Genomic DNA, 19,826 nt, shown 5'->3' with positions numbered 1-19,826 from the left:
TAATCATGCTCAATAAATAGACCTTTATAAAATCTATTTAAGGTCTATTTTTGCTAAATCATGTTGTAAAACATTATTTCCTTCTTGTGGGTTAAATACGATTGCACTAAGACCAAAAACATTTGTAACAACATCTCTATCTTTCGGACGAATGATTCTTACTTCATAAGCAAAGAGTGCTGGAGGAAGAGCTGCTGAACGAAAAGTAACATATCGATTAGGTGGCAATGTTTGTGTTGAAGGGTCTATTAATGGTAACAATACCGGAGAACCCGATGACCAATCAAACATTTCAACTGTTACTCTACGAGTATCATCTGGATCAACATTCATAGCTTCAACAGTAAGAAATAACGTAGCGGAATGTCTACGTAATACACCCGTTGATAAAGTTTCATTATGATGTTCAAAGCATTTTTTTGGAGGGTGACCATATCCATAACTCATACCAATTCCCCCCTTTCATTTACAATTAAGGACAAGTATTCCTTATAATATATAATGCTATTATTCTTTTATTGAAAGGTATAAAAGCGGATTTCTATCTATATTATTAGATATTTTATTTTTCATTTATTCGCTTTTAAAGAATGATATAGACTCTCCTATTTTGCCTTTGAATTCCTTCTAAGAATAAAGTGCAACTTTATTCTGCCCTCATCAATCGAGGTCTTACTCCCCGACAAATAGCGGGATAAATCTATTTTGAAAAGGACCCGCTCCATTCATTCGTAAAAGCATAAAGTAAATGGAATCCGTTAAAACACATGAGTGACCCCTTGGTTTTCCCTTCCTATTAAAAGGAGGAACTGTTATGGGCTTTGGTGGTAGTTGTGGTGGCTGTGGCTTCGCTGGAGGATTTGCTTTATTAGTTGTATTGTTCATTTTATTAATCATCGTTGGAGCTGCTTGCTTCTGCTAAAAACTATCGAAAGGACACTCACGTGAGTGTCCTTTCTTCATGAAAAAGCCCCATGCAATGTGCAGAGGCCATGCTTATCAACTTAAGAATTCAGAATTACCCCAAAACGAGAAAATGAGCTTTTTTATTATAAGTTAGCACAAAATTTCGTTCTGGAGGTACGATAAAATTTTAGCTTGATGACAATGGGACTGAACCCCTAATACTTTATTTTAATAATGACTCTTTTCATGAAACAAAACTCAGTTATCAGTCTAAACCATTTTTTAGATCTAACAATAGCAAGTGTGCTTCTTTACCTTTCAGATAGTCTCTATTATTCTAATTTCTTCATTTCCTTCAGCCGTTCTATATCCTTTTCTGAAGCATTTTGTATTTTATACAGTTCATAGCTACCCTTTATCTCATCTATCACTACAAATTCAACTTCATTCCGAACATAGCTTTTGGTTTTCCCCTTTTTATAACCAATAACATTATCTAATATAGTTTTTCCACTATCTTTTTTATATAAATTATAGCTAACAGGTGGACGGCCAATTACATACTTATTATCAGAAAATCCGACTATATCATCCCTCCCTAATCCTGTCGAAACACTCAAGACAAAAATAATCTGAAATATAGAATAAACAACAATACTGCATAAGAAAAAAAATAAGATTGATTTAAAAAATAACTTTAAAAGTATCTTGCCCAAAAAACATTCCCTCCCATTTCATCTCGGGATAGCAAGAACAAAACGTGAATTTTGTGCGCTAAGGAACCGAAATTTTTAGATTGTTGAACTCAATCCCCCATTAGTTCCATAAGAAAAAGAGTTACCGCAGTAACCCTATTTTTTATAATACACGTCATTGGGAGAAGCAATAGATGAATAAATTCAATCTATGAAATTTCCCACAATCTTTTAACCTCCACCAATTCCTGTCCATTGAATTCCATCCTATATATATCTGGTTTTGATGTCTGTAGTAAAAAATTCAAGTCATACTTACTGTCATAATACCCCATCATCAAAGTCATTATAGCTCCATGAGTGCCTAAGACTACTTTCTGTCCTCGATAGGTGTTTAATAATTCTTTTAAGACTTTTATAGCACGTTTCTGACAGTCGACATTAGACTCTCCCCCCATTAAAGCAAAGTCGGGGGCTAAGAATGACTTTTTTATCAAAGGGAATAATTCTTTATCCGAAATTCGTTCCTCTTCAGCAATAAAAATCCTCTCTTTTAAGTCCTCAAATACTAAAACTTCTTGTCCTATTTGCTTTGCTAACTGCTGAACAGTTAGAATTGAACGATTGTATGGACTTGAGATAACAACGTCGATTCCCTCACCTTGTAATGCATCCGTTATTCGTTGAACATCTAATTTTCCTTTTTCAGTTAATCCTCTTGTTTTTTCTTTTCCAAACTTTGGTGAATCCCCGTGTCTCACCATATATATGAAAGTTTTCATAATTACCTCCATTTTTTCAGTTTTCTGTATAATCACCAACTTATATTAGCATATATATCCAATACAGTCTCCCAAAAAATAACAGAAAACTACAAATTCGAAACAGACCATTATCGTAATGTAAAACAGGAGCGATTAGAGTGCCAACTATATAGAAATATAATCACTATTTACCTATGTTCCTCTACAATGTTTAAAATGCGCCAAATTCTAAAAAAAACTAATTGAATATAAAGCGATAGGTATGATACAAGATCATCCATTTCTCTTATATCAAGTCATACAAAAAGGACTCCTAGAGATTACAAATCTGCTGATTCGCTTGTTATACCTTCTACAGAACAACGGGCGGAAATCTCATCGATATGAGAAGAAGACTGTCTTAGATATCATGGGTGTTATCTATGAAAATAGTGGATTGAGAAAGCAAAAGAAAGCTGCATAAGTAAAAAAATGAAACCCGCTAGGGTCTATTTCGTATGCTTATTTTTAATGAAAACACATATTTTAAGAATTTCTTCGTTTATGTAAATGCAAGTTTATTTTATTTTTAAGCTTAATTTGATGGTTATGTGCGCAGAGATTCAATTGTAACTAATACTTTAATGATGTAGTATTACATTCGCCCCCAAAATGAACTTCGATACTATAAAAAATATAAAGTGTTCATTTAGGTACGGACTTAAAATCTTAGCTGGATAGCAATAACAGGAGATCCTATTCCAGACAAACTAATAAACATCTCAATAATTGCTATTGCAGCAAAGTAAAACAAACTGGACAACCTAGATTTCAAACTGTAAGATTAGATGTTAGTGAAATCGGGCAGCAAAGCATATATAGAAAATAGGTGTTAATGTTGAAAATCAATAAAAAATTTGAACCATTAATTTTTAATATCTTTATGATTTTAGGCATATCTAGCATTATCTCTTTCGTCATGGTTTCAATGAATGTTGGATATACAGCTTTATTTCTCAAATCATGGATAAAAACATGGGGAATTGCTTTCATACTTGCATTTTTAGCTTCTAAATTATTACCCTTTGTAGTTAAAAAGATAATGAAAATCTTCACTTTTGTTGAGAATGATGCTTAAGAATAAAGTGATGTACTGCGTAGGTTCATTCCAATTAAAAGAGTTTATTATCACAAAAACTTAACCTAGTAAAATGTTTCAAATCGAAGGAAGACACCTTAAAGGTTGTCTTTTCTTTATAAGTAAAAAAAGCCCGCCTATTTCCGTAGGCGGGCTTTACCTTTATTACACAATATGAAAGTATACTCTCTTTTTCACTGAAATTTTATGTAATTATACATATTCATGAAAATAGCAGAATTAAAATATGCCAAAATAAAAAATGAGCTAAACCCCCTAAATAGCTATATAGAGATGAAGTTGTTATGACAACATATTTTCCACTTTCAACTTAGTTATCATTAGAATGTTTTTCTAAAAAATCAAGGATCCTAGCATTAACTTCGTTAGAGAACTCACCATTGATTGCGTGAGATGCATTTTTCCAATTAACTATATCAATATCTTTAACGTATTTTTTTCCAGTTTCAACTGCTTTTACCGAATTGTGCATTGTACTTTTTTCAGCTATAAGTGCAAGCACTGGAATATCAATATTTTTTAAGTCTTCTTTACTAAATAAATCAGGCGCTGGCGTTTTCAGTTTATAGTTACGCATACCCGACTCGATTAACTTAGCGATAGGCTCATCGTCACTTGCTTCTGCTCCTCCAGAAACATAGCTTAACATCTTTTCTCTTAAAAACTTAGGGACAATAGGAACAGAAGCTGGAATAGATGCCAGAATCATTTTTATGGATATTTGCGCAAATACAAAGACTGGATCTAATAAACTAGCCGTAGCAATATGCTCAGGATTATATCTGGCCAAGTTCATTGTTGTCCACCCTCCAATGGAGACACCTACGATATGCACTCTTTCTAAACCTAATCCTTCAATTACTTCATTTAACCATTCTGCTTGTTGTTTTTGATTTTCAATCACCTTCGTTTGCACACTCATCCCAGGTTCACCTAGTAAATCTATCGTATAAACAGGCCTTTTTTCTCTTAGACCTTCTAAATTAGGTACCCACATTGGAGTAGATGCACCACGTCCAGGGAGTAAGAGTATTGGTTCCTTATGTTTGTTTTCCTCTTTAGTAAAATAATAAGCACGAATTGTGCCATATTTCGTTTTTATATTTTTCGTATCGTTAGGTTTTGGAAGGAGTGCCATTGATTCATCGTAGGCAATTTGAAAGTCTTCCTTTCCTTTTTCAGATGTAAAGTGACCAACCTTATTATCATGTCTCTTCATTTGAATGCCTCCTTTCTACAAATATATGGATGAACTTTATCTATATATTCATGGTAATTATCCATTGAATTTTTATCTTCTTTAAGGCAAGACTCTCATTTAGAAAAAAGAAAATCGTACGTTTAGATACAATTTGGCAACAAACTAACTGTTTTTTATACATTAATAGACAACTACTGCAAGAATTATAGTTTTTATGTTTTCATTTATCTTTTTAATCAGATGAATGCTTTTTTAGTACATAATAAAGTGAAACTTTAATCAGTGGGGGGTTCATCGACCACTGATTATTAGCTCACACCAATCGGGCTTTTACGGTCAGCCCGCCCCCCACCTAACTTCTTTGCTTCCGCTGAATTTTGAGGTGGGGGTCTTACTACCCGTTAATGCGAGATAAAAAATATAAAAAAATATCCAGAAAAACTGTCACAAAATCCGTTTTTCTGGTTTCTCTATAATACAGGTATCAAATTGAAAGTGAGGTTTAAACGAACATGTTAACCATAGAAAATGAAGAAAGTCATGCTTCTAATATGACCTTTGAAGATTTATTTAAGCAGTACTATGCTTATGCTGTGAAACAGATTATATGGATTGTTAAAGATCAATCTATCGCTGAAGAGTTAGCACAAGAAGTATTTTTACAATTATATCGTAGCGATTGGAAAGGAATTAAAAATATACCTGGATGGTTGATTAAATCTTCTACTTATGTAGCTTATAACCATTTTCGATTTGAAAAAAGGCAGCAAGCGAAGATTGATAAGGAAATACAATACCATGAAGTACAAAATGTATCATCATTAGACGATGATTGGATAAGAAAAGAAGAAATTACAAAGGTCCAAACGACACTAAATAAAATGAATGATCGAGAACGAACCCTTTTACTAATGAAATTCTCTGGTTTTCAATATAAAGAAATTGCAGAAGTACTTCAAATTGAAATATCTTCTATAGGAACATTATTAGTCCGAGCCAAAATGAAATTCCGCAAGATTTATAAACAAATAGAGGAGGCATAACAAATGAAATGTTATGATATCGGGTTTATTCAAACATATATTGATGGAGAACTTTCTCATGATATAAGAAAGGAATTTACAAAGCACCTAGATACATGTGAAGCATGCCAAGATTTATTAGTAGAAATTAGTAAATTAAATCAATGGGAAAACGTAATGCTAGATGAAGAATCTGCAAATTCACCACAAGAAATCAAAATTGATATAGAACAAGCATGGAAAACATTTGAAAGTCGTTCCAAGTTAGACAACGTTTCTAATATAAATTACAAAAAACAACAAAAGAAAGGCATCTTTACAAACATGAGTAAAAAATCAAAATGTTTCATTTATACAGCAGTAGCTGCAGCTGCACTTTTCACAACAGCAATGATTCCACAAGTACAAGTGGCGGCTACAAATGTCGCTTCATATTTTTCTGATGCAATTACAAATGATAAAGTTGTAAATGAAGGAATAAAAGATGAAAATGGTATCACACAAGATATGATGAAGAATGGTAAATATATTCCTATTGATGAAAAAATTACAGATCAAGGTATTACTGTACATCTCAAAGAATTATTTATCGCAGATTCACGTATATCAGTTCATTATAGAATGGAAAAAGCTGACGGAAGTTTAGTACCATTTGAATTTGATACATCAGGATTAGATCTCCAAAGTGATGGTATAATTAATGGACAACAAGAGGAAAACCCTGAGATTAAACATGATGGGAGACTATCATTTATCCATGATGCAGATGATCGTCTTCCTTTTGAACTTGTGGCAGCAGGTCAAAAGGAAGATAAAATAGGCATCCGTGATAATGATAGACCCGAAGGTGTTGCTACATTTGTTATAACTAATGAAGAAAAAGACGTTTTTAAACAGCCTCTTACTTTAGACGTAAATATAACTAGAATTGGAAAAGTAAATGGATCTTGGAAAGCTCAAATTCCAATTGATACTTCACATTTGAAAAATAATACGAATTAACATGAAAAAAAGAATAGAACAATATGTATCTAATTCTCAGTTTATATGTTTTCTTGTTTTCGTTACATTTATTTCGTATATAGTTTTTACTCTATCTTTTATTTATGATTTAAGACCATTATAAGAAAAAGCCCTCTAAAAAAGTAGGAAAATAAATAACCGGTTTCTTAACGTATAAGGAATCGGTTATTTTGTATTTAAAATGCGTCTAAACGTACAAATTTCTTTTTATAAAAAAGAATAGACACCCTAAGGTGCCTTCCTCCGACTTGAACCATCTTAATTTTAATAATATGTATTGGACTCCCGTCCAACTATTATTTTACCACGTTAAGTTGTTTTGTTTATTGAGAAATACAATAATTTATTTATGCTGGCCGTCTGTATGAAATCCTTTTGTAGTCCATGCAACGGTTAACAAGAAGATAATAGCAGTGAAGACACCTAAAAAAAACACTACTTGATCCACATAGATAATGCAGCATTTGTGTCAATGGCTAGAAAGATAAGCATTACTGTGTATCTATTGAATCTCAGTATAGACAATCTCCCAATGGGACTATATTTAAGGGCATTTCATCATTTTTTTGTTCCGTAAAACATTGTACTTCCTAGTGAAGAGAAATTCAGTTTTATTTCTATAACTCGCCCTGTTTCCACTCTTTATTATGGATATCTAATCCTTCTTGGCCAAAGAAATGGAGAATAAATTCTTTTTCATCACTATCAGTTTTTTTAGCTAGTTTAGATCCCTCCATACTTTTCTTTTTTCCTGAACGTAAATAATGAATTTCTTCAAAGTCTTTAACTACAGATTCGAACTCTCCATCATACCATTTGTTCAGAATAGATTCATATTTTGGTCTTTCATCATTATTAATAACATTTAAGTTGTTTTTTAAGTATTGAATGTTTTCTTTCGTCATTTGCCATCGCCCTACATCACGGGTACCGGAAACATGAAGATTATTCCCATTGAATGTGAGTTTTTGTAAAGACATATGTATCATCATATCATTTATAGTTTGCTCGTTTTGGATTTCACCAATCGACTGTGCCGCTTTAGAGAGCTCATCTTCACTTACTACATAACTATCTTTTTGCTGCTTTTGAATGGTTTGAACTTTCGGTTTTTCCTGAACCTTTTCTTCTTGTTTAGGTTTTGATTCAGTTGTAGTCTTCTCATTTGAGCTACAAGCAGCCATTCCCATAAGCAATGTACCGCATGTTAAAGCCATTAGTAACTTTCGGTTCATTTTTTTCCGCCTATCTGCATTAGTTATTTTAAACAGTTTTTTAATGTAAGATTTCTCATCTCATAGTAGCAAAGAATGTATCTATATATTGTCATGTTTTGTCGAAGAATAATAAAAAAGCAACCTAGATCCCATAGGATCTAGGTTGCTTTTAATACGTAAACGTAATCGTCACTAAAGAATACCCTTCTTTCGCATTGTAAGGCTCCGCTTTATAAGAAACTCGATTTGCCCCTTGCGGATAATCGATTTCACCAATTGCCTTTTTCACATCTTGCAGTGCACCATTCATTGATTGCTTGTATAGCACTTCAATTTTCTCTGGTTTTGCACTATAGCGTTGCTGCATTTTATTTTTTAATTCGGTATAGTTATTTGCGATATATTCATTTCCTAAATAGTTTAACTTTGTATCTTTTAATATTTGTTGATATGCAGGCGTTTTCGTACTACCTGCCGCAATTTTGTTTGTCAGTGTACTATAATAATTCGTTGTAGCTTGCGGGTAGTCTCCGCGGTTCCACTCATGATTTCTTGCGATTTGTTCATCTGATAAATTGAAATACGAATACGTTACGCGGCCCTGCTCATCTGGAACCGGATCATCAAATGTTGTATCAAGATGATACCATTTGTTTTCGATTTTCACTAAATTCCAAGCATGAGGTTGTCCGTCCCCAGTTCCTGTCACGAAATGATTTTCAATTCCTGCTTCTTTTAATAATTGATACGTTAATAGTGCGTAACCTTGGCAAACCGCAGAACGATTTACAAGTGCTTCATATGCTGTGTAAGCTTTATAAGACGTATCATAAGAAACATGTTTTACTACGTAATCATGAATCGCCTTCACTTTTTCGTGATCATCCATTCCAACTTGAGTAATAGAAGAAACGATTGCTTTCGCTTGTTTCATGACATATTCCGTCTGTTCTTTCGTTTCACGATATGTAATCTTAAGCGTAAATGTATAATTTCCAGGTGACCCAGAAAGTCCATATGAAACATTTGATCTATTATTATTTGTATACTCATTTTTACTTGCAACTTCTTTATATGCGTTAAAAAGTGTATTCATCACTTCGTTTGTATTATTGTTTTTCGTTTTATATGGAAGTGTAATATTTGTCTCGTATGTATTAATACGCTTTTGTACTTCCTCTTTAAAAGCTGTTAATAATGCCGCATCTCCTGTGTCTTTCACATCGGCATTTTTATATTTCAAAGTTTTATATAAAAACTGTGCATACTGTTCACGTGTTACTGTGCCATACGGTTCAAAATTCCCGTTCCCTGTGCCATCTGCGATTCCATTTGACTGCACTGCACTAATTGCGTTTTCTGCCCAAAATGGATTTGGAACATCCTTAAAGGTATGTTTTTGTTTTGCCGCAAGATGGAAAGCATTTGTAAGAATTTGTGCCATTTCCGCACGACTCACAGAAGCTTTCGGTCTAAATTGGCCATTTTCATCCCCTTTAAAAACTCCTAAATTCGTTAAAGTTAATACCTCTTCTGGGAACATTGTAGAACTTTGATTAATATCACCGTAAGGATTTTTAAACGTAGATCCATCCTTTAATACGTAACGAGTTCCATCATTACTAAACGAACCGCCTTGTTTATTTGGTACTAACACTCGATAAATTAAAGCCGCAACTTGCTCCCTTGTCGCAACATCTCCAAAACCAAATATCCCATTCCCATAACCGGAAATAATATTTTTACTCGCTAAATCTTTAATCGCAGGATATGACCAATGTGATGTCGGCACATCAGAAAAAACACCCACTTCAGCAGCTTTCACACCACTGCCATTTGTATATAACAACGCACCACCAATCAGTGATAATGATGTAATTGATTTTAATAGTTTTGTATACATAATGTCTTCTCCCAATACGTTCTCTATTTTTGTTGGTTTATGTCGAAAAATCTAAAAATATGACAAAATATATTATACAATTAAAAGTTTTCAAGGGATATATTGAATTTTAAAATATGCAAAAATTCATATTAATATATTTTTCCGTATTAATATTATGTTGTTTTGCTTGTGAATATATATAAGTAGTCAAGTCAACACAAATAATAAAAAGACAGCTATCCATTGAACTGACCCCATAAAGTTAGACAGGTCGTTTCATTAGGCAGCCTTTAGGGCATGAGTTCGATATTGTACCGGACTCATGCCTTTTAGTTTTGCCTTAATTCTTTTGTGATTATAATAATCGATATATTTTTCAAATTCTTGTTTAAAGTGTTCTATGCTTTCAAAATCTTTTAGATAAAGAAATTCAGATTTCATAATACCAAAGAAACTTTCAATAACCGCATTATCGTAACAGTTCCCTTTACGAGACATACTTTGCGTAATCTTGCGTTCCTTTAGGGCGTGCCGATACTTCTTCATTTGATAATGCCAGCCTTGATCAGAGTGAATAAGGAGTTCGTCTTCTTCTGTCAATTGTTGAAAAGACTTCTCCAACATCTTCGATACAAGTGAATAGGTTGGTCTTGAATCAATTGTATAAGCGATTATCTCTCCATTAAATAGATCTAACATCGGTGATAAGTAGAGCTTCTCGCCGCATAATTTAAATTCTGTTATGTCTGTAACCCATTTTTCGTTCGGCTTTTCAGCTTTAAAATTACGTTCTAAAATATTTGGCGCAATCTTACCTACTTGTCCTTTATACGAGCGATATTTTTTCATACGAACTAGACTCTTTAAACCTAACTCTTTCATAATTCGTTGAACTTTTTTATGGTTGATTTTATGTCCTTGGTTCATTAACTCATCGCGAATACGGCGATATCCATAACGACCTTGGTGTTCATCGTAAATGTTTTGAATTAAGATCTTTAGCTCTTTATCTTTATCTGGCCGATTAGAATTCTGTATCCAGTAATAATATGTACTTCGTGGGAGTTCTGCTAATTTTAAAAGTGCCTGCACCGGAAATGCTTTCCTTAGTTCATAGATTACTTGCGCCTTATCTTGTTTGGTGATTTTTCCTTGTTTTGAACTAAGGCATTCAACTTTTTTAAATAAGCATTCTCCATACGCAAACGCTCCAATTCAGCTTGTAATGCTTCTACTGACTCTTCTGTTTGTGTTTGTTTCTTAATTGATTTTTGATTGTCCTTAGTCATAGATTGACGCCCCTTTTTCTTCGATTTAAGGGCGTCTACTCCTTTTTGATGTAGCTGAATACGCCATTTTCTAATAAGTCCAGGTGAAGAAATATTAAAAATAACTGCCGTTTCGTTTGGAGACGTCCCATTTTCGAATATATAATTTAGTACGTCTAGTTTATACTGTGCAGAATACGTTGTATAGCCTTTTTCAAAGGCCTGGATTCCATGATATTCAAATTGTTTTATCCACATGCGAACCACTTCGTGATTCGCTCCCAATGATTTCGCAATATCTTTTATACTCTCACTTCCATCTTGATAATGTATTACTGCATTTATTTTGTCTTCTGAAGTAAATTTAGTCATAAAAAAACTACACCTCCAATTGTTAGACTGTGTCTAACAATTGGGGTGTAGTTCACATAGATAACTGTCTTTTTATTGAATCCAATTTAATTATTTTGAAAATCTAGCATACCCCAAGAAATGCTTCTGAGTGTATGGACTGTTTATCTTACTTTTAATTACACCTGTTGTCGTATCCGCTGCATGGATATATTCGCCATTTCCTAAATATATTCCTAAATGAGAAGGACCTTGCTTATATGTATTCTGTAAGAATACTAAATCCCCTGGTTGAGGATCACTTATTTTTGTAACCATTCCCCAGTATCCTGCAACACTTGTTCTCACAATGTTATATCCATTATTTTTAAATACGTAATAAATAAAGCCACTACAATCAAATCCATTTGGTCCTGTCCCAGCTTCAACATACGGCTTTCCAAGTTGTTTTAAAGCTAAATCAATTACTCCAGAAGAACCAGAATCTGTTTGGTTTAGGTTCATCCACTTGTCGCCTTCCCATGTTTTAATCTTCAACCATCCACTAGTTGTCCCATCTATTACTCTAAAATTCTGCGGACTATATAATGCTCCAGCGTTTGCTTTGCCTGAACTAAATGAAGGCTCGTTATACGCATAGAATGATTTTTCTATGAACCTTTCTTCTCCATCTAGATTCAGCCATTTCTCGCCTTCCCATGTTTTAACCTTTAACCATCCATTAGGTGTCCCATCCACAACTCTAAAATTCTGCGGATTATATAATGCTCCAGCGTTTGCTTTGCCTGCATTAAATGAAGCTTCGTTATACGCATAGAATGCTTTGTTTATGAATCTTTCTTCTCCATCTGGATTGATCCACTTATAACCTTCATAAGTACTTACCTTCATCCAGCCATTTTCTTTTTTTTCTACTACTCCCCAATTTTGTGGGTTAAATGGTGCTCCATAATTTGCTTTCTTTGCATTAAATGAAGGCTCATTATATGCATAAATCGTTTTGTTGACGGTAATTTGTTCAGCCGCAGGATTCATCCATTTTTCGCCTTCCCACGTCTTAAGTTTAAGCCAACCATCTGTTGTTCCATCTACTATTCTAAATGTTTGTCGCCCGTACTTCGCTCCAGCATTCGCAACCTTTGATGAGAGAGAAGGTTCATCATATGCATAGAAATCTCCCATGACACGTTCTTCCCCATTTAAGTTAATCCAAACTGGACCTTCCCATGTTTCAATCTTCCACCAGCCATTATCTCTTTTTTCCATGACTCCTACATTTTGAGCACCATACTCTGATCCGCCATTTGTTTTAGCTGAATTAAAAGATGGTTCTTTATACCCATAGAATGATTGATTCACGTATTCTGAACTATTAGCAGCGTGAGTTACCATACTGAATGTCGAGATAGATAGAATAAAAAACAATAAGATTCCTATACTTTTCTTAAACATAAAAATATCCTCCCTTTTATTTTGTCTAATATATAATTTTCGAAGCAAAGAATAGATATATCCTATTTCATTATTTTAATTCTCACTTTTTTACGTCCCCATTCACGTGCTTGCTTTTCTGTAGGAAACAGAACATCAATTTTATTGCCTTTAATAGCCCCACCTGTATCTCCAGCAATTGCATCACCGTATCCTTCAACCCAAACTTTCGTTCCTAGTTTAATAACTTTAGGATCAACTGCAATTAACTTGATGTTAGGATTTTTTCCTATGTCTATTCCAGACGCCGTAATCCTTTCATTTGGTGGACTACCTTCTACACTATATGCAGTAGCTTCCACGTAGAATTCTACGCCTGTATCTTCCGCATTTAAATTCATCCACTTGTCGCCTTCCCATGTTTTAATCTTCAACCACCCACTAGTTGTCCCATCTACAACTCTAAAATTCTGCGGACTATATAATGCTCCAGCGTTTGCTTTGCCTGAGCTAAATGAAGGCTCGTTATACGCATAGAATGATTTGTTTATGAATCTTTCTTCTCCATCTAGATTCAGCCATTTCTCGCCTTCCCATGTTTTAACCTTCAACCATCCACTAGGTGTTCCATCCACAACTCTAAAATTTTGTGGACTATATAATGCTCCAGCGTTTGCTTTAGCTGCATTAAATGAAGCCTCATTATACGCATAGAATGATTTGTTTATGAACCTTTCTTCTCCATCTGGATTGATCCACTTATAACCTTCATAAGTACTTACCTTCATCCAGCCATTTTCTTTTTTTTCTACTACTCCCCAATTTTGCGGGTTAAATGGTGCTTCATAATTTGCTTTCTTTGCATTAAATGAAGGTTCATTATACGCATAGATTGTTTTGTTGACAGTAATTTGTTCAGCCGTAGGATTCATCCACTTGTCGCCTTCCCACGTCTTAAATTTTAGCCAACCATCTGTTGTTCCATCTACTATTCTAAATGTTTGTCGCCCGTACTTCGCTCCAGCATTCGCAACCTTTGATGAAAAAGAAGGTTCATCATATGCATAGAAATCTCCCATGACACGTTCTTCCCCATTTAAGTTAATCCAAACTGGACCTTCCCATGTTTCAATCTTCCACCAACCATTATCTCTTTTTTCCACGACTCCTACATTTTGAGCACCATACTCTGATCCGCCATTTGTTTTAGCTGAATTAAAAGATGGCTCCTTATACCCATAGAATGATTGATTCACATATTCTGAACTACTAGCAGCGTGAGTTACTATACTAAATGTAGAAATAGATAAAATGAAAATTAATAGCAATGATACGCCTTTTTTAAACATATAAACTTTTCACCTCTTCCTTTTTTTAACAGTATATTACCATAAGTACATTAACATAAATTTCTTTATTTATCTATAATTTACCATATTAATTGGTAAACAATTTAGATTATTATATTTCTTTTAAACCCTCTCTATTCAAGGCATAATTGGGTTCAATGTAATAAAAAATACAAGATATGCAATATTGCATATCCTGTATTTTTTATATTAAATTATTAATCTATTCCTTTCTTATACAAAAGTATCTAATTTTTGCTAGTTTCTCTTCTTTTTAAAATAACTATTTTGTTCACTTTTTTGATACATTTACAAAACATTTCTCTGTTATCTTCATTAAGTTCTTTTCTTTTTATAATGTCGTGCGAGATATACTAACACAGGAAGCCCTAGCCCCCTAATCCTAGGGCTTCTTTTTTAATAAGGATTTTATGCATTTTATTATTCCCACCAACTTCCTAAATTTTATATTCAATATATAATTACATCTAGTTTATACTATATTAATGGAACGTCACGTGTTTCAAATACAACATTTTTTGATGACCTTTAATACATAAAATGTTGTTATCAAGTCGGAGTAAAACACCTTTGGGTGTCTTTTCTTTTGTACATTATATCCATTAGGGCTCATTTTTTTTTACAAAGCCCACCCTTTTGCTTCCGACGGCGACGAGGAGTGGTTTTTTTGTTATCTTTTTCTAAAATTTGTTTCCTAAAAACATACGCAAAAACTTTACGTACAATGGTTTTCACAAATTCTTTTAGAAGTTCAAACAAACCTCCATTTAGAGATAGTTTTATTAAATTTTTCACTACTAGCCACAAAAATATCTTATAATCTTTATATAATAAATTAATGTATTAGGAGTAGATAAAATGCCAGTTACACTCGAACTTATTCTTTTCATTCTTATAGCAATTAGTGCTGTTGGCTATTTAATAAAAGAATTTCAAAAAACTAGGAAACGAACACTTGGAATTTCACTAGAATTTTTAGTTCTTTTCTGGTCAATATGGAGAATATCAACTATCATAATCTAATTTATAAAACATAAATTCCTTCGAATGAAGTGAAACTCTAATCAGCGGGGGGGTTTATAGGATAAATTTACCGGTATTTTTACCACAACATTCATGTTAAAATCCCTTGTGAGTACGACATAACTCGACCTTATGAAGCTCCGCAGCTTTTATCGCGGAGCTTTTTTTATTTAAAATAACTATTTTGTTCATTTTTTTGATACATTTACGAAACATTCATATGTTACGTTATATAAGTCCTTTTTTAAATCTTATTCATTCTAGCAAAAAGTCCTAGTCCCCCTAGGGCTTTTTTGCATTCAAACAATGAGTTGTATTTTTTCTCAATAATCGAAACTACTTAACATAGTAAAATAATAATCGGACTGGCATTCAATACCATATTACAATGGATCAAATCGCAAAAAGGCACCTTAGGGTGTCTTTTTTATAGAGAATCAGTTTAAAAACTAAAAATAAAAGAACCTCAATAAATGAGGTTCAAAAAATCTACTATTTTAAATTACCTTCGTAAAAAGCAACTCCATGTTGAACATGTTTTAAATACCACGTAATCGTCCCGCCACAAACATTTTCATTAAAACTATTAGCATATACTCCATTTGAGTAATAAAGAGTTCTTTTGAATTTACCATTAGAATACTCATAAGGAATGGAGCAGGCTGCTTGCTTCGGAGAGCTCACAGCTTTTTGTGTATCAGCTGAAGCTGCACCCATTCCTCCTGTTAATGCAATACCTGTTGCTAACGCTCCTACTACTAATTTCTTGAACATAATAAATCCCCCTTTAATAGTTTTTATAGCTTACAACTTAAATGTATCATTTTTGTAATTTATGTAAATATCTTGAATATGCAGAAATATTTATTTAATTATTGGTAATATTGGAATTTCATTTTATCAAATGGAAAATAGAGGAATTGGAAAGGCATGTGAAAATACAGCTAGGTTTATATTAAATGAAAGTGGTTCAAGTCGGCGGAAGGCACCTTAAGGTGTCTTTTTTGTACATAAAAAAATCTCACCATCTTATAGAAACGATAAGCCCTTTAAAACAATAATTGCAACTATATTAATTTTACATTACATTAAGGTTAGAGAATGTTCTTATATTAATAAAGTGCTAAATAGTAGGTGGAAAAATGGAATTTAACGATTTGGGTATTACCATTAAAGAACTTAGAATTAAAAAAAATATATCACAATCCGAATTATGTCATGGAATATGTTCACAAAGTCAAATTAGCAAGATTGAAAAAGGTATGATTTATCCATCTAGTATATTGTTATATCAATTATCAGAAAGACTTGGCATTGATCCGAATAACATATTTGCACTAACTCAAAACAAAAGATTAAAATATGTAGAAAACGTAAAATACGTAATAAAAGATTGCTTAAAGCAAAAACAATATAAAGAACTTTATGAAATAGTAAAAAAAGAGAAAAACTTAAATAATTTTCAAACAAAAGATGAGAAACAATTTCTAATGTGGCATGAAGCAATTGCTATATTTATGGTGGATAAATCAATAAAAACTGCTTTAGATTTTTTAAATAATGCATTAAAACTGACTTTAACTAATTCTGATTTTTTATCAGAAAGAGAAATAGATATTATGCAAACAATGGCTATATTTTATGCAGAAAATAAAGAATATGAAAAAAGTATTAATATATTCAAAAGATGTTTAACTAATTTTAATAAATTAGATTTTCCTAGAGATAAAGAAATTAAATTAAAACTCATGTTAAATTTAGCAAAATGTTTCGACTTCACATATCAACATGAAGAGGCAATAAAGTATATTGATAAGGGTATCAAATTAGCAATTAATCTAAATACTTTATACTTACTAGGTGAACTATTCTATTTAAAAGGTCAGTGTTTATTAAAAATGAAACAACATAATGTAGAAGATGTTATTTATAACTGGAAAAAAGCATTATTTATATTTGAACTAACAGAAAAAGAATATTATACAAGAATGCTACCAGATGAACTTATTGAAATACAAAATAAAAAACACTCATAATTTCGTAAAAACTACTTACAAAACCCACAGAAAAAATCCCTACAGCTTTTAAACTTAGATCGATAATATTAAAATTAATTTAAGTCGGCGAAAGGCACCTTTAGATGTCTTTTCTTTATTTTTACAAGGACCTGCTCAATTAATTCTTAAAAACATACTGAGAAGCATTGTTTTATTTATCCCATTTTCATTCATACTATATATAAAATTCTTTAATAAATCCACCTCAAACATACTTATATGCATAGGAGTATGTTTGAGGTGAAACTTCTTCAAATACTAGTTCCTTTTATAAACCGTTTTTTGATGTAGATGACATTATTCTCAATACAATAGAATGAATTATGGGAACATATTTAGCAATATATATCAAAAAACATATTAAAAAAACCCTTCACCTTAAGGTAGAAGGGATCTTTTAATTTCTATTTCAAACTACCTAAAATTTCTGTAAAGATAACCCCAAGCATATGTGCACCTGCATCTGGATATCCTAAACTTCTTTCACCAACTACCGCTCCTCTGCCGAATGATCTTTCAACGATAGATTATATGCCTTGAAGTGCTGTTTGCAACATTTCAATTCAGATATACGACAGTAAAGAATACATTATCACAGTGTCAGCAAGCAAAAGTGTATTCTGCATTTCTGAAAACAGTAGATGGCAGATTATGACCTACTGAATCTGCTAAGAAAGAATATACAAGAACATCCTTAACATCCTCTCTATTTCCACTAATGATGACATCAAGGAAATCTTCTACTTGGAATTCTGGAGTAAACAACACAATCTTAGTTGTTCTATTTGGTTCTAAAGAAACAAAAGTACGAGAGATTTCAACTAATTCATTTTGAGTTGGGAAAAAGGTGTTTCGACTTCTCTTAACAGTTACCGTTACATTACTAGTATGACAGCGTGAATCATTGTTTAACATAATGTTGAGAGCAGTTGGAATAATCCCATTTTCAGAAACTGGAACTCGAAACACTCCAGTAGATTTATGAGCCATATAATCACATCCTTCCAAAATAAAATATATTTACAATATATTAAATGCAAAAAACGTTCATTTTGATATGGACAAATTACATGATTAATATATCTATAATAACCCTCGGTATTACTAAGCCAATGTTTTAAAAGATTAACAAATATCGCGAGAACCAATCGAATGTATATTAAAAGTAAAAAGAATAAGTTGTCTAAAAGACCCCCTATTTTGAGCCAATAATGAGACATTATGTTAATCTTATATGTATAGTTGCACAAAATTGAGAAACTTAAGGAGACAGATAAATTTTATGAGAAAATTATCTATATTACTTACTTTCATTCTAGTATTAGTCAGTGTTACGGCTGCTTGCACACAAGATAAAACAGATAGTGCCGTTGAAAATGGTCCAATAGAAGAACCAACCGCAAAAAATGAAAATGAAGAATTAATAAATTTTGAAGAAAAAGAAGATATGAGCCGCTTGGAACAAGGTATTTTATTAGTTGGTGAGAGTGTTAAGGGAGGCTATTACTTGACCGCTGTTCAAAGTGCCTATTTAAATGCTAGCAACGATTCCGTAGTTGTTAATGTCTCTGTAAAAAATGTACGAGGTCAAACGATTGGACTATCAGAATTAAAATATAACTTAAAAGATGAAAAAGACGGAAAGATCTATAAAGGAAAGGTGCTTGATCAAAACCCTTCTGATATACAAGTTAAACCAAATGAAACGGTAGAATTGAAAATAGCTTTTGAAGTACCACGTACCGCAGATGAATATATGTTTTATATTGAAAGCTCTTTAGACCCTCTACAAACATACTGGAAAATTGATAAGCTGCAATCACAAACAAACTAAGTCTAAAATAAGCAAAAAACAATGAAAAATTTAATATAGATACAAATGAATACTATATAAACGTAAGACCATCGATTTAATGAATCGTTGGTCTTTTTCAAAAAATGCCCCATTAAAAACTAAGAGATAAAAAAGAACTAATCTCGAGAAGAGATTAGCTCAATATATCCAAAGCTATTATGGTACATAGTTTTATGAGCAAACGTTATATAATGTTGTATGGGATACATAACCTGTCATCCCTTTATATGTAACTTTTAACCACTGTTTAGAATTACTGTAATGACCTTGAACATATTCACCAGTTACCCATGTTCCAGTAATTTTCGTACCATCATTAAATGTATGTAAGACAGGTGAATCGACAGTATAACCACTGCGCATCTTTGCACCATATACACCTACCGTACCTCCCTTTGCACAAGCTGCTACTACATTTTGATTTTCAGTAGCATTCGTAGCCGCGAAAGCAGAGCCGTTAAATGTAAATAAAGTAAATATAAAAGCTGTTAGTACTGTACAAATAGATAAACGACGTAACAAAATAAATTCCCCCTTTTTTTATAATTTTCTTCTTCACAAATGATTATCTTAAATATTCTAACTATTTTCAATATATTAATGTTGAGAAATATTAGTTG

The 19,826-nt window shown here is 32.5% G+C and carries 20 protein-coding genes and 1 pseudogene; 7 read left to right on the top strand and 14 right to left on the bottom strand.

The genetic code is table 11. From position 1 onward, the window contains the following. Nucleotides 1–33: 33 nt before the first annotated feature. A complete protein-coding gene (locus ACX9TM_RS05330; protein WP_016125604.1) occupies nt 34–447 on the bottom strand; it encodes a hypothetical protein in 414 nt (137 codons plus the stop codon). 367 nt (nt 448–814) lie between these two features. On the opposite strand from ACX9TM_RS05330, the gene ACX9TM_RS05325 reads away from it, so the two are divergent. Then, a complete protein-coding gene (locus ACX9TM_RS05325) occupies nt 815–922 on the top strand; it encodes a YjcZ family sporulation protein (RefSeq protein ID WP_000505670.1) in 108 nt (35 codons plus the stop codon). A 316-nt stretch (nt 923–1,238) separates the two neighbouring features. On the opposite strand, the gene ACX9TM_RS05320 is transcribed toward ACX9TM_RS05325, so the two are convergent. Together ACX9TM_RS05320 and ACX9TM_RS05315 are read right to left on the bottom strand one after the other, a co-directional pair. Further along, complete coding sequence (locus ACX9TM_RS05320; protein WP_016125603.1) at nt 1,239–1,622, bottom strand: hypothetical protein; 384 nt, start codon at nt 1,620–1,622, stop codon at nt 1,239–1,241. A 188-nt stretch (nt 1,623–1,810) separates the two neighbouring features. Further along, nucleotides 1,811–2,383, bottom strand: coding sequence for a histidine phosphatase family protein (locus tag ACX9TM_RS05315; RefSeq protein ID WP_016125602.1), 573 nt, complete (start codon nt 2,381–2,383; stop codon nt 1,811–1,813). Nucleotides 2,384–2,479: 96 nt separating this feature from the next. Here ACX9TM_RS05315 and ACX9TM_RS05310 point away from each other — a divergent pair. Beyond that, nucleotides 2,480–2,828 (top strand): annotated as a pseudogene (locus tag ACX9TM_RS05310) (IS4 family transposase); the annotation flags it as partial. 414 nt (nt 2,829–3,242) lie between these two features. After that, the gene (locus tag ACX9TM_RS05305; RefSeq protein WP_000700223.1) at nt 3,243–3,482 is read left to right on the top strand and encodes a DUF2798 domain-containing protein; all 240 of its coding nucleotides are present in this window, start codon (nt 3,243–3,245) and stop codon (nt 3,480–3,482) included. Between the two features lie 331 nt (nt 3,483–3,813). On the opposite strand, the gene ACX9TM_RS05300 is transcribed toward ACX9TM_RS05305, so the two are convergent. Further along, nucleotides 3,814–4,722, bottom strand: a complete 909-nt coding sequence (locus ACX9TM_RS05300; RefSeq protein WP_016125601.1) for an alpha/beta fold hydrolase — start codon at nt 4,720–4,722, stop codon at nt 3,814–3,816. Between the two features lie 494 nt (nt 4,723–5,216). On the opposite strand from ACX9TM_RS05300, the gene ACX9TM_RS05295 reads away from it, so the two are divergent. Next, on the top strand, nt 5,217–5,747 hold the full coding sequence (locus ACX9TM_RS05295; protein WP_000955512.1) for an RNA polymerase sigma factor SigX: 531 nt from the start codon (nt 5,217–5,219) through the stop codon (nt 5,745–5,747). Nucleotides 5,748–5,750: 3 nt separating this feature from the next. After that, nucleotides 5,751–6,728 (top strand): DUF4179 domain-containing protein, encoded by a 978-nt coding sequence (locus tag ACX9TM_RS05290; RefSeq protein ID WP_065381973.1) that lies wholly within the window; start codon nt 5,751–5,753, stop codon nt 6,726–6,728. A gap of 638 nt (nt 6,729–7,366) precedes the next feature. Here ACX9TM_RS05290 and ACX9TM_RS05285 read toward each other — a convergent pair. From ACX9TM_RS05285 to ACX9TM_RS05255, 7 genes are all read right to left on the bottom strand, one after another. Next, on the bottom strand, nt 7,367–7,984 hold the full coding sequence (locus tag ACX9TM_RS05285) for a DUF6241 domain-containing protein (RefSeq protein WP_065381974.1): 618 nt from the start codon (nt 7,982–7,984) through the stop codon (nt 7,367–7,369). Nucleotides 7,985–8,135: 151 nt separating this feature from the next. After that, complete coding sequence (locus tag ACX9TM_RS05280) at nt 8,136–9,869, bottom strand: S-layer homology domain-containing protein (protein WP_000288216.1); 1,734 nt, start codon at nt 9,867–9,869, stop codon at nt 8,136–8,138. Nucleotides 9,870–10,130: 261 nt separating this feature from the next. Continuing rightward, nucleotides 10,131–11,491 (bottom strand): IS3 family transposase gene (locus ACX9TM_RS05275; protein WP_088052067.1). Its coding sequence is split into 2 segments (ribosomal slippage): nt 10,131–11,035 and nt 11,035–11,491, totalling 1,362 coding nucleotides; the frame shifts between segments, so codons are not numbered across the junction. 90 nt (nt 11,492–11,581) lie between these two features. Next, the gene (locus ACX9TM_RS05270) at nt 11,582–12,922 is read right to left on the bottom strand and encodes a C40 family peptidase (RefSeq protein ID WP_000474056.1); all 1,341 of its coding nucleotides are present in this window, start codon (nt 12,920–12,922) and stop codon (nt 11,582–11,584) included. A 62-nt stretch (nt 12,923–12,984) separates the two neighbouring features. After that, nucleotides 12,985–14,250: a 3D domain-containing protein gene (locus tag ACX9TM_RS05265; protein WP_025687271.1), complete on the bottom strand. Its 1,266-nt coding sequence runs from the start codon at nt 14,248–14,250 to the stop codon at nt 12,985–12,987. Nucleotides 14,251–14,880: 630 nt separating this feature from the next. Beyond that, the gene (locus ACX9TM_RS05260; RefSeq protein ID WP_061456884.1) at nt 14,881–15,066 is read right to left on the bottom strand and encodes a hypothetical protein; all 186 of its coding nucleotides are present in this window, start codon (nt 15,064–15,066) and stop codon (nt 14,881–14,883) included. Between the two features lie 720 nt (nt 15,067–15,786). Further along, nucleotides 15,787–16,068, bottom strand: a complete 282-nt coding sequence (locus ACX9TM_RS05255; RefSeq protein ID WP_000473820.1) for a hypothetical protein — start codon at nt 16,066–16,068, stop codon at nt 15,787–15,789. Between the two features lie 368 nt (nt 16,069–16,436). On the opposite strand from ACX9TM_RS05255, the gene ACX9TM_RS05250 reads away from it, so the two are divergent. Then, entirely contained in the window at nt 16,437–17,330 is an 894-nt protein-coding gene (locus ACX9TM_RS05250) for a helix-turn-helix domain-containing protein (RefSeq protein ID WP_065381976.1), read from the top strand. 425 nt (nt 17,331–17,755) lie between these two features. Here ACX9TM_RS05250 and ACX9TM_RS05245 read toward each other — a convergent pair whose 3' ends face one another. Continuing rightward, the gene (locus tag ACX9TM_RS05245) at nt 17,756–17,875 is read right to left on the bottom strand and encodes a DAK2 domain-containing protein (protein WP_071740898.1); all 120 of its coding nucleotides are present in this window, start codon (nt 17,873–17,875) and stop codon (nt 17,756–17,758) included. A 76-nt stretch (nt 17,876–17,951) separates the two neighbouring features. Beyond that, the gene (locus ACX9TM_RS05240; RefSeq protein ID WP_000940664.1) at nt 17,952–18,341 is read right to left on the bottom strand and encodes a hypothetical protein; all 390 of its coding nucleotides are present in this window, start codon (nt 18,339–18,341) and stop codon (nt 17,952–17,954) included. A gap of 292 nt (nt 18,342–18,633) precedes the next feature. Between ACX9TM_RS05240 and ACX9TM_RS05235 the strand changes: the two genes are divergently transcribed. Continuing rightward, nucleotides 18,634–19,185, top strand: coding sequence for a DUF4352 domain-containing protein (locus tag ACX9TM_RS05235; RefSeq protein WP_001228902.1), 552 nt, complete (start codon nt 18,634–18,636; stop codon nt 19,183–19,185). A 192-nt stretch (nt 19,186–19,377) separates the two neighbouring features. Here the strand turns inward: ACX9TM_RS05235 and ACX9TM_RS05230 are convergent, their stop codons facing one another. Continuing rightward, on the bottom strand, nt 19,378–19,728 hold the full coding sequence (locus tag ACX9TM_RS05230; RefSeq protein WP_000946193.1) for an SH3 domain-containing protein: 351 nt from the start codon (nt 19,726–19,728) through the stop codon (nt 19,378–19,380). Nucleotides 19,729–19,826 lie beyond the last annotated feature (98 nt).

Source organism: Bacillus sp. LH1, assembly GCF_057924895.1.
The sequence above is the reverse complement of the archived record's forward strand: the minus strand, read 5'-3'. Positions and strand labels throughout refer to the sequence as shown.

Excerpts from the sequence above, each read along its gene's own strand:
- ACX9TM_RS05315 (WP_016125602.1), bottom strand. The coding sequence starts at position 2,383 with ATGAAAACTTTCATATATATGGTGAGACACGGGGATTCACCAAAGTTT.
- ACX9TM_RS05290 (WP_065381973.1), top strand. The coding sequence starts at position 5,751 with ATGAAATGTTATGATATCGGGTTTATTCAAACATATATTGATGGAGAA.
- ACX9TM_RS05235 (WP_001228902.1), top strand. The coding sequence starts at position 18,634 with ATGAGAAAATTATCTATATTACTTACTTTCATTCTAGTATTAGTCAGT.
- ACX9TM_RS05285 (WP_065381974.1), bottom strand. The coding sequence starts at position 7,984 with ATGAACCGAAAGTTACTAATGGCTTTAACATGCGGTACATTGCTTATG.
- ACX9TM_RS05300 (WP_016125601.1), bottom strand. The coding sequence starts at position 4,722 with ATGAAGAGACATGATAATAAGGTTGGTCACTTTACATCTGAAAAAGGA.
- ACX9TM_RS05280 (WP_000288216.1), bottom strand. The coding sequence starts at position 9,869 with ATGTATACAAAACTATTAAAATCAATTACATCATTATCACTGATTGGT.
- ACX9TM_RS05250 (WP_065381976.1), top strand. The coding sequence starts at position 16,437 with ATGGAATTTAACGATTTGGGTATTACCATTAAAGAACTTAGAATTAAA.
- ACX9TM_RS05270 (WP_000474056.1), bottom strand. The coding sequence starts at position 12,922 with ATGTTTAAGAAAAGTATAGGAATCTTATTGTTTTTTATTCTATCTATC.
- ACX9TM_RS05325 (WP_000505670.1), top strand. The coding sequence starts at position 815 with ATGGGCTTTGGTGGTAGTTGTGGTGGCTGTGGCTTCGCTGGAGGATTT.
- ACX9TM_RS05255 (WP_000473820.1), bottom strand. The coding sequence starts at position 16,068 with ATGTTCAAGAAATTAGTAGTAGGAGCGTTAGCAACAGGTATTGCATTA.
- ACX9TM_RS05295 (WP_000955512.1), top strand. The coding sequence starts at position 5,217 with ATGTTAACCATAGAAAATGAAGAAAGTCATGCTTCTAATATGACCTTT.
- ACX9TM_RS05330 (WP_016125604.1), bottom strand. The coding sequence starts at position 447 with ATGAGTTATGGATATGGTCACCCTCCAAAAAAATGCTTTGAACATCAT.
- ACX9TM_RS05240 (WP_000940664.1), bottom strand. The coding sequence starts at position 18,341 with ATGGCTCATAAATCTACTGGAGTGTTTCGAGTTCCAGTTTCTGAAAAT.
- ACX9TM_RS05265 (WP_025687271.1), bottom strand. The coding sequence starts at position 14,250 with ATGTTTAAAAAAGGCGTATCATTGCTATTAATTTTCATTTTATCTATT.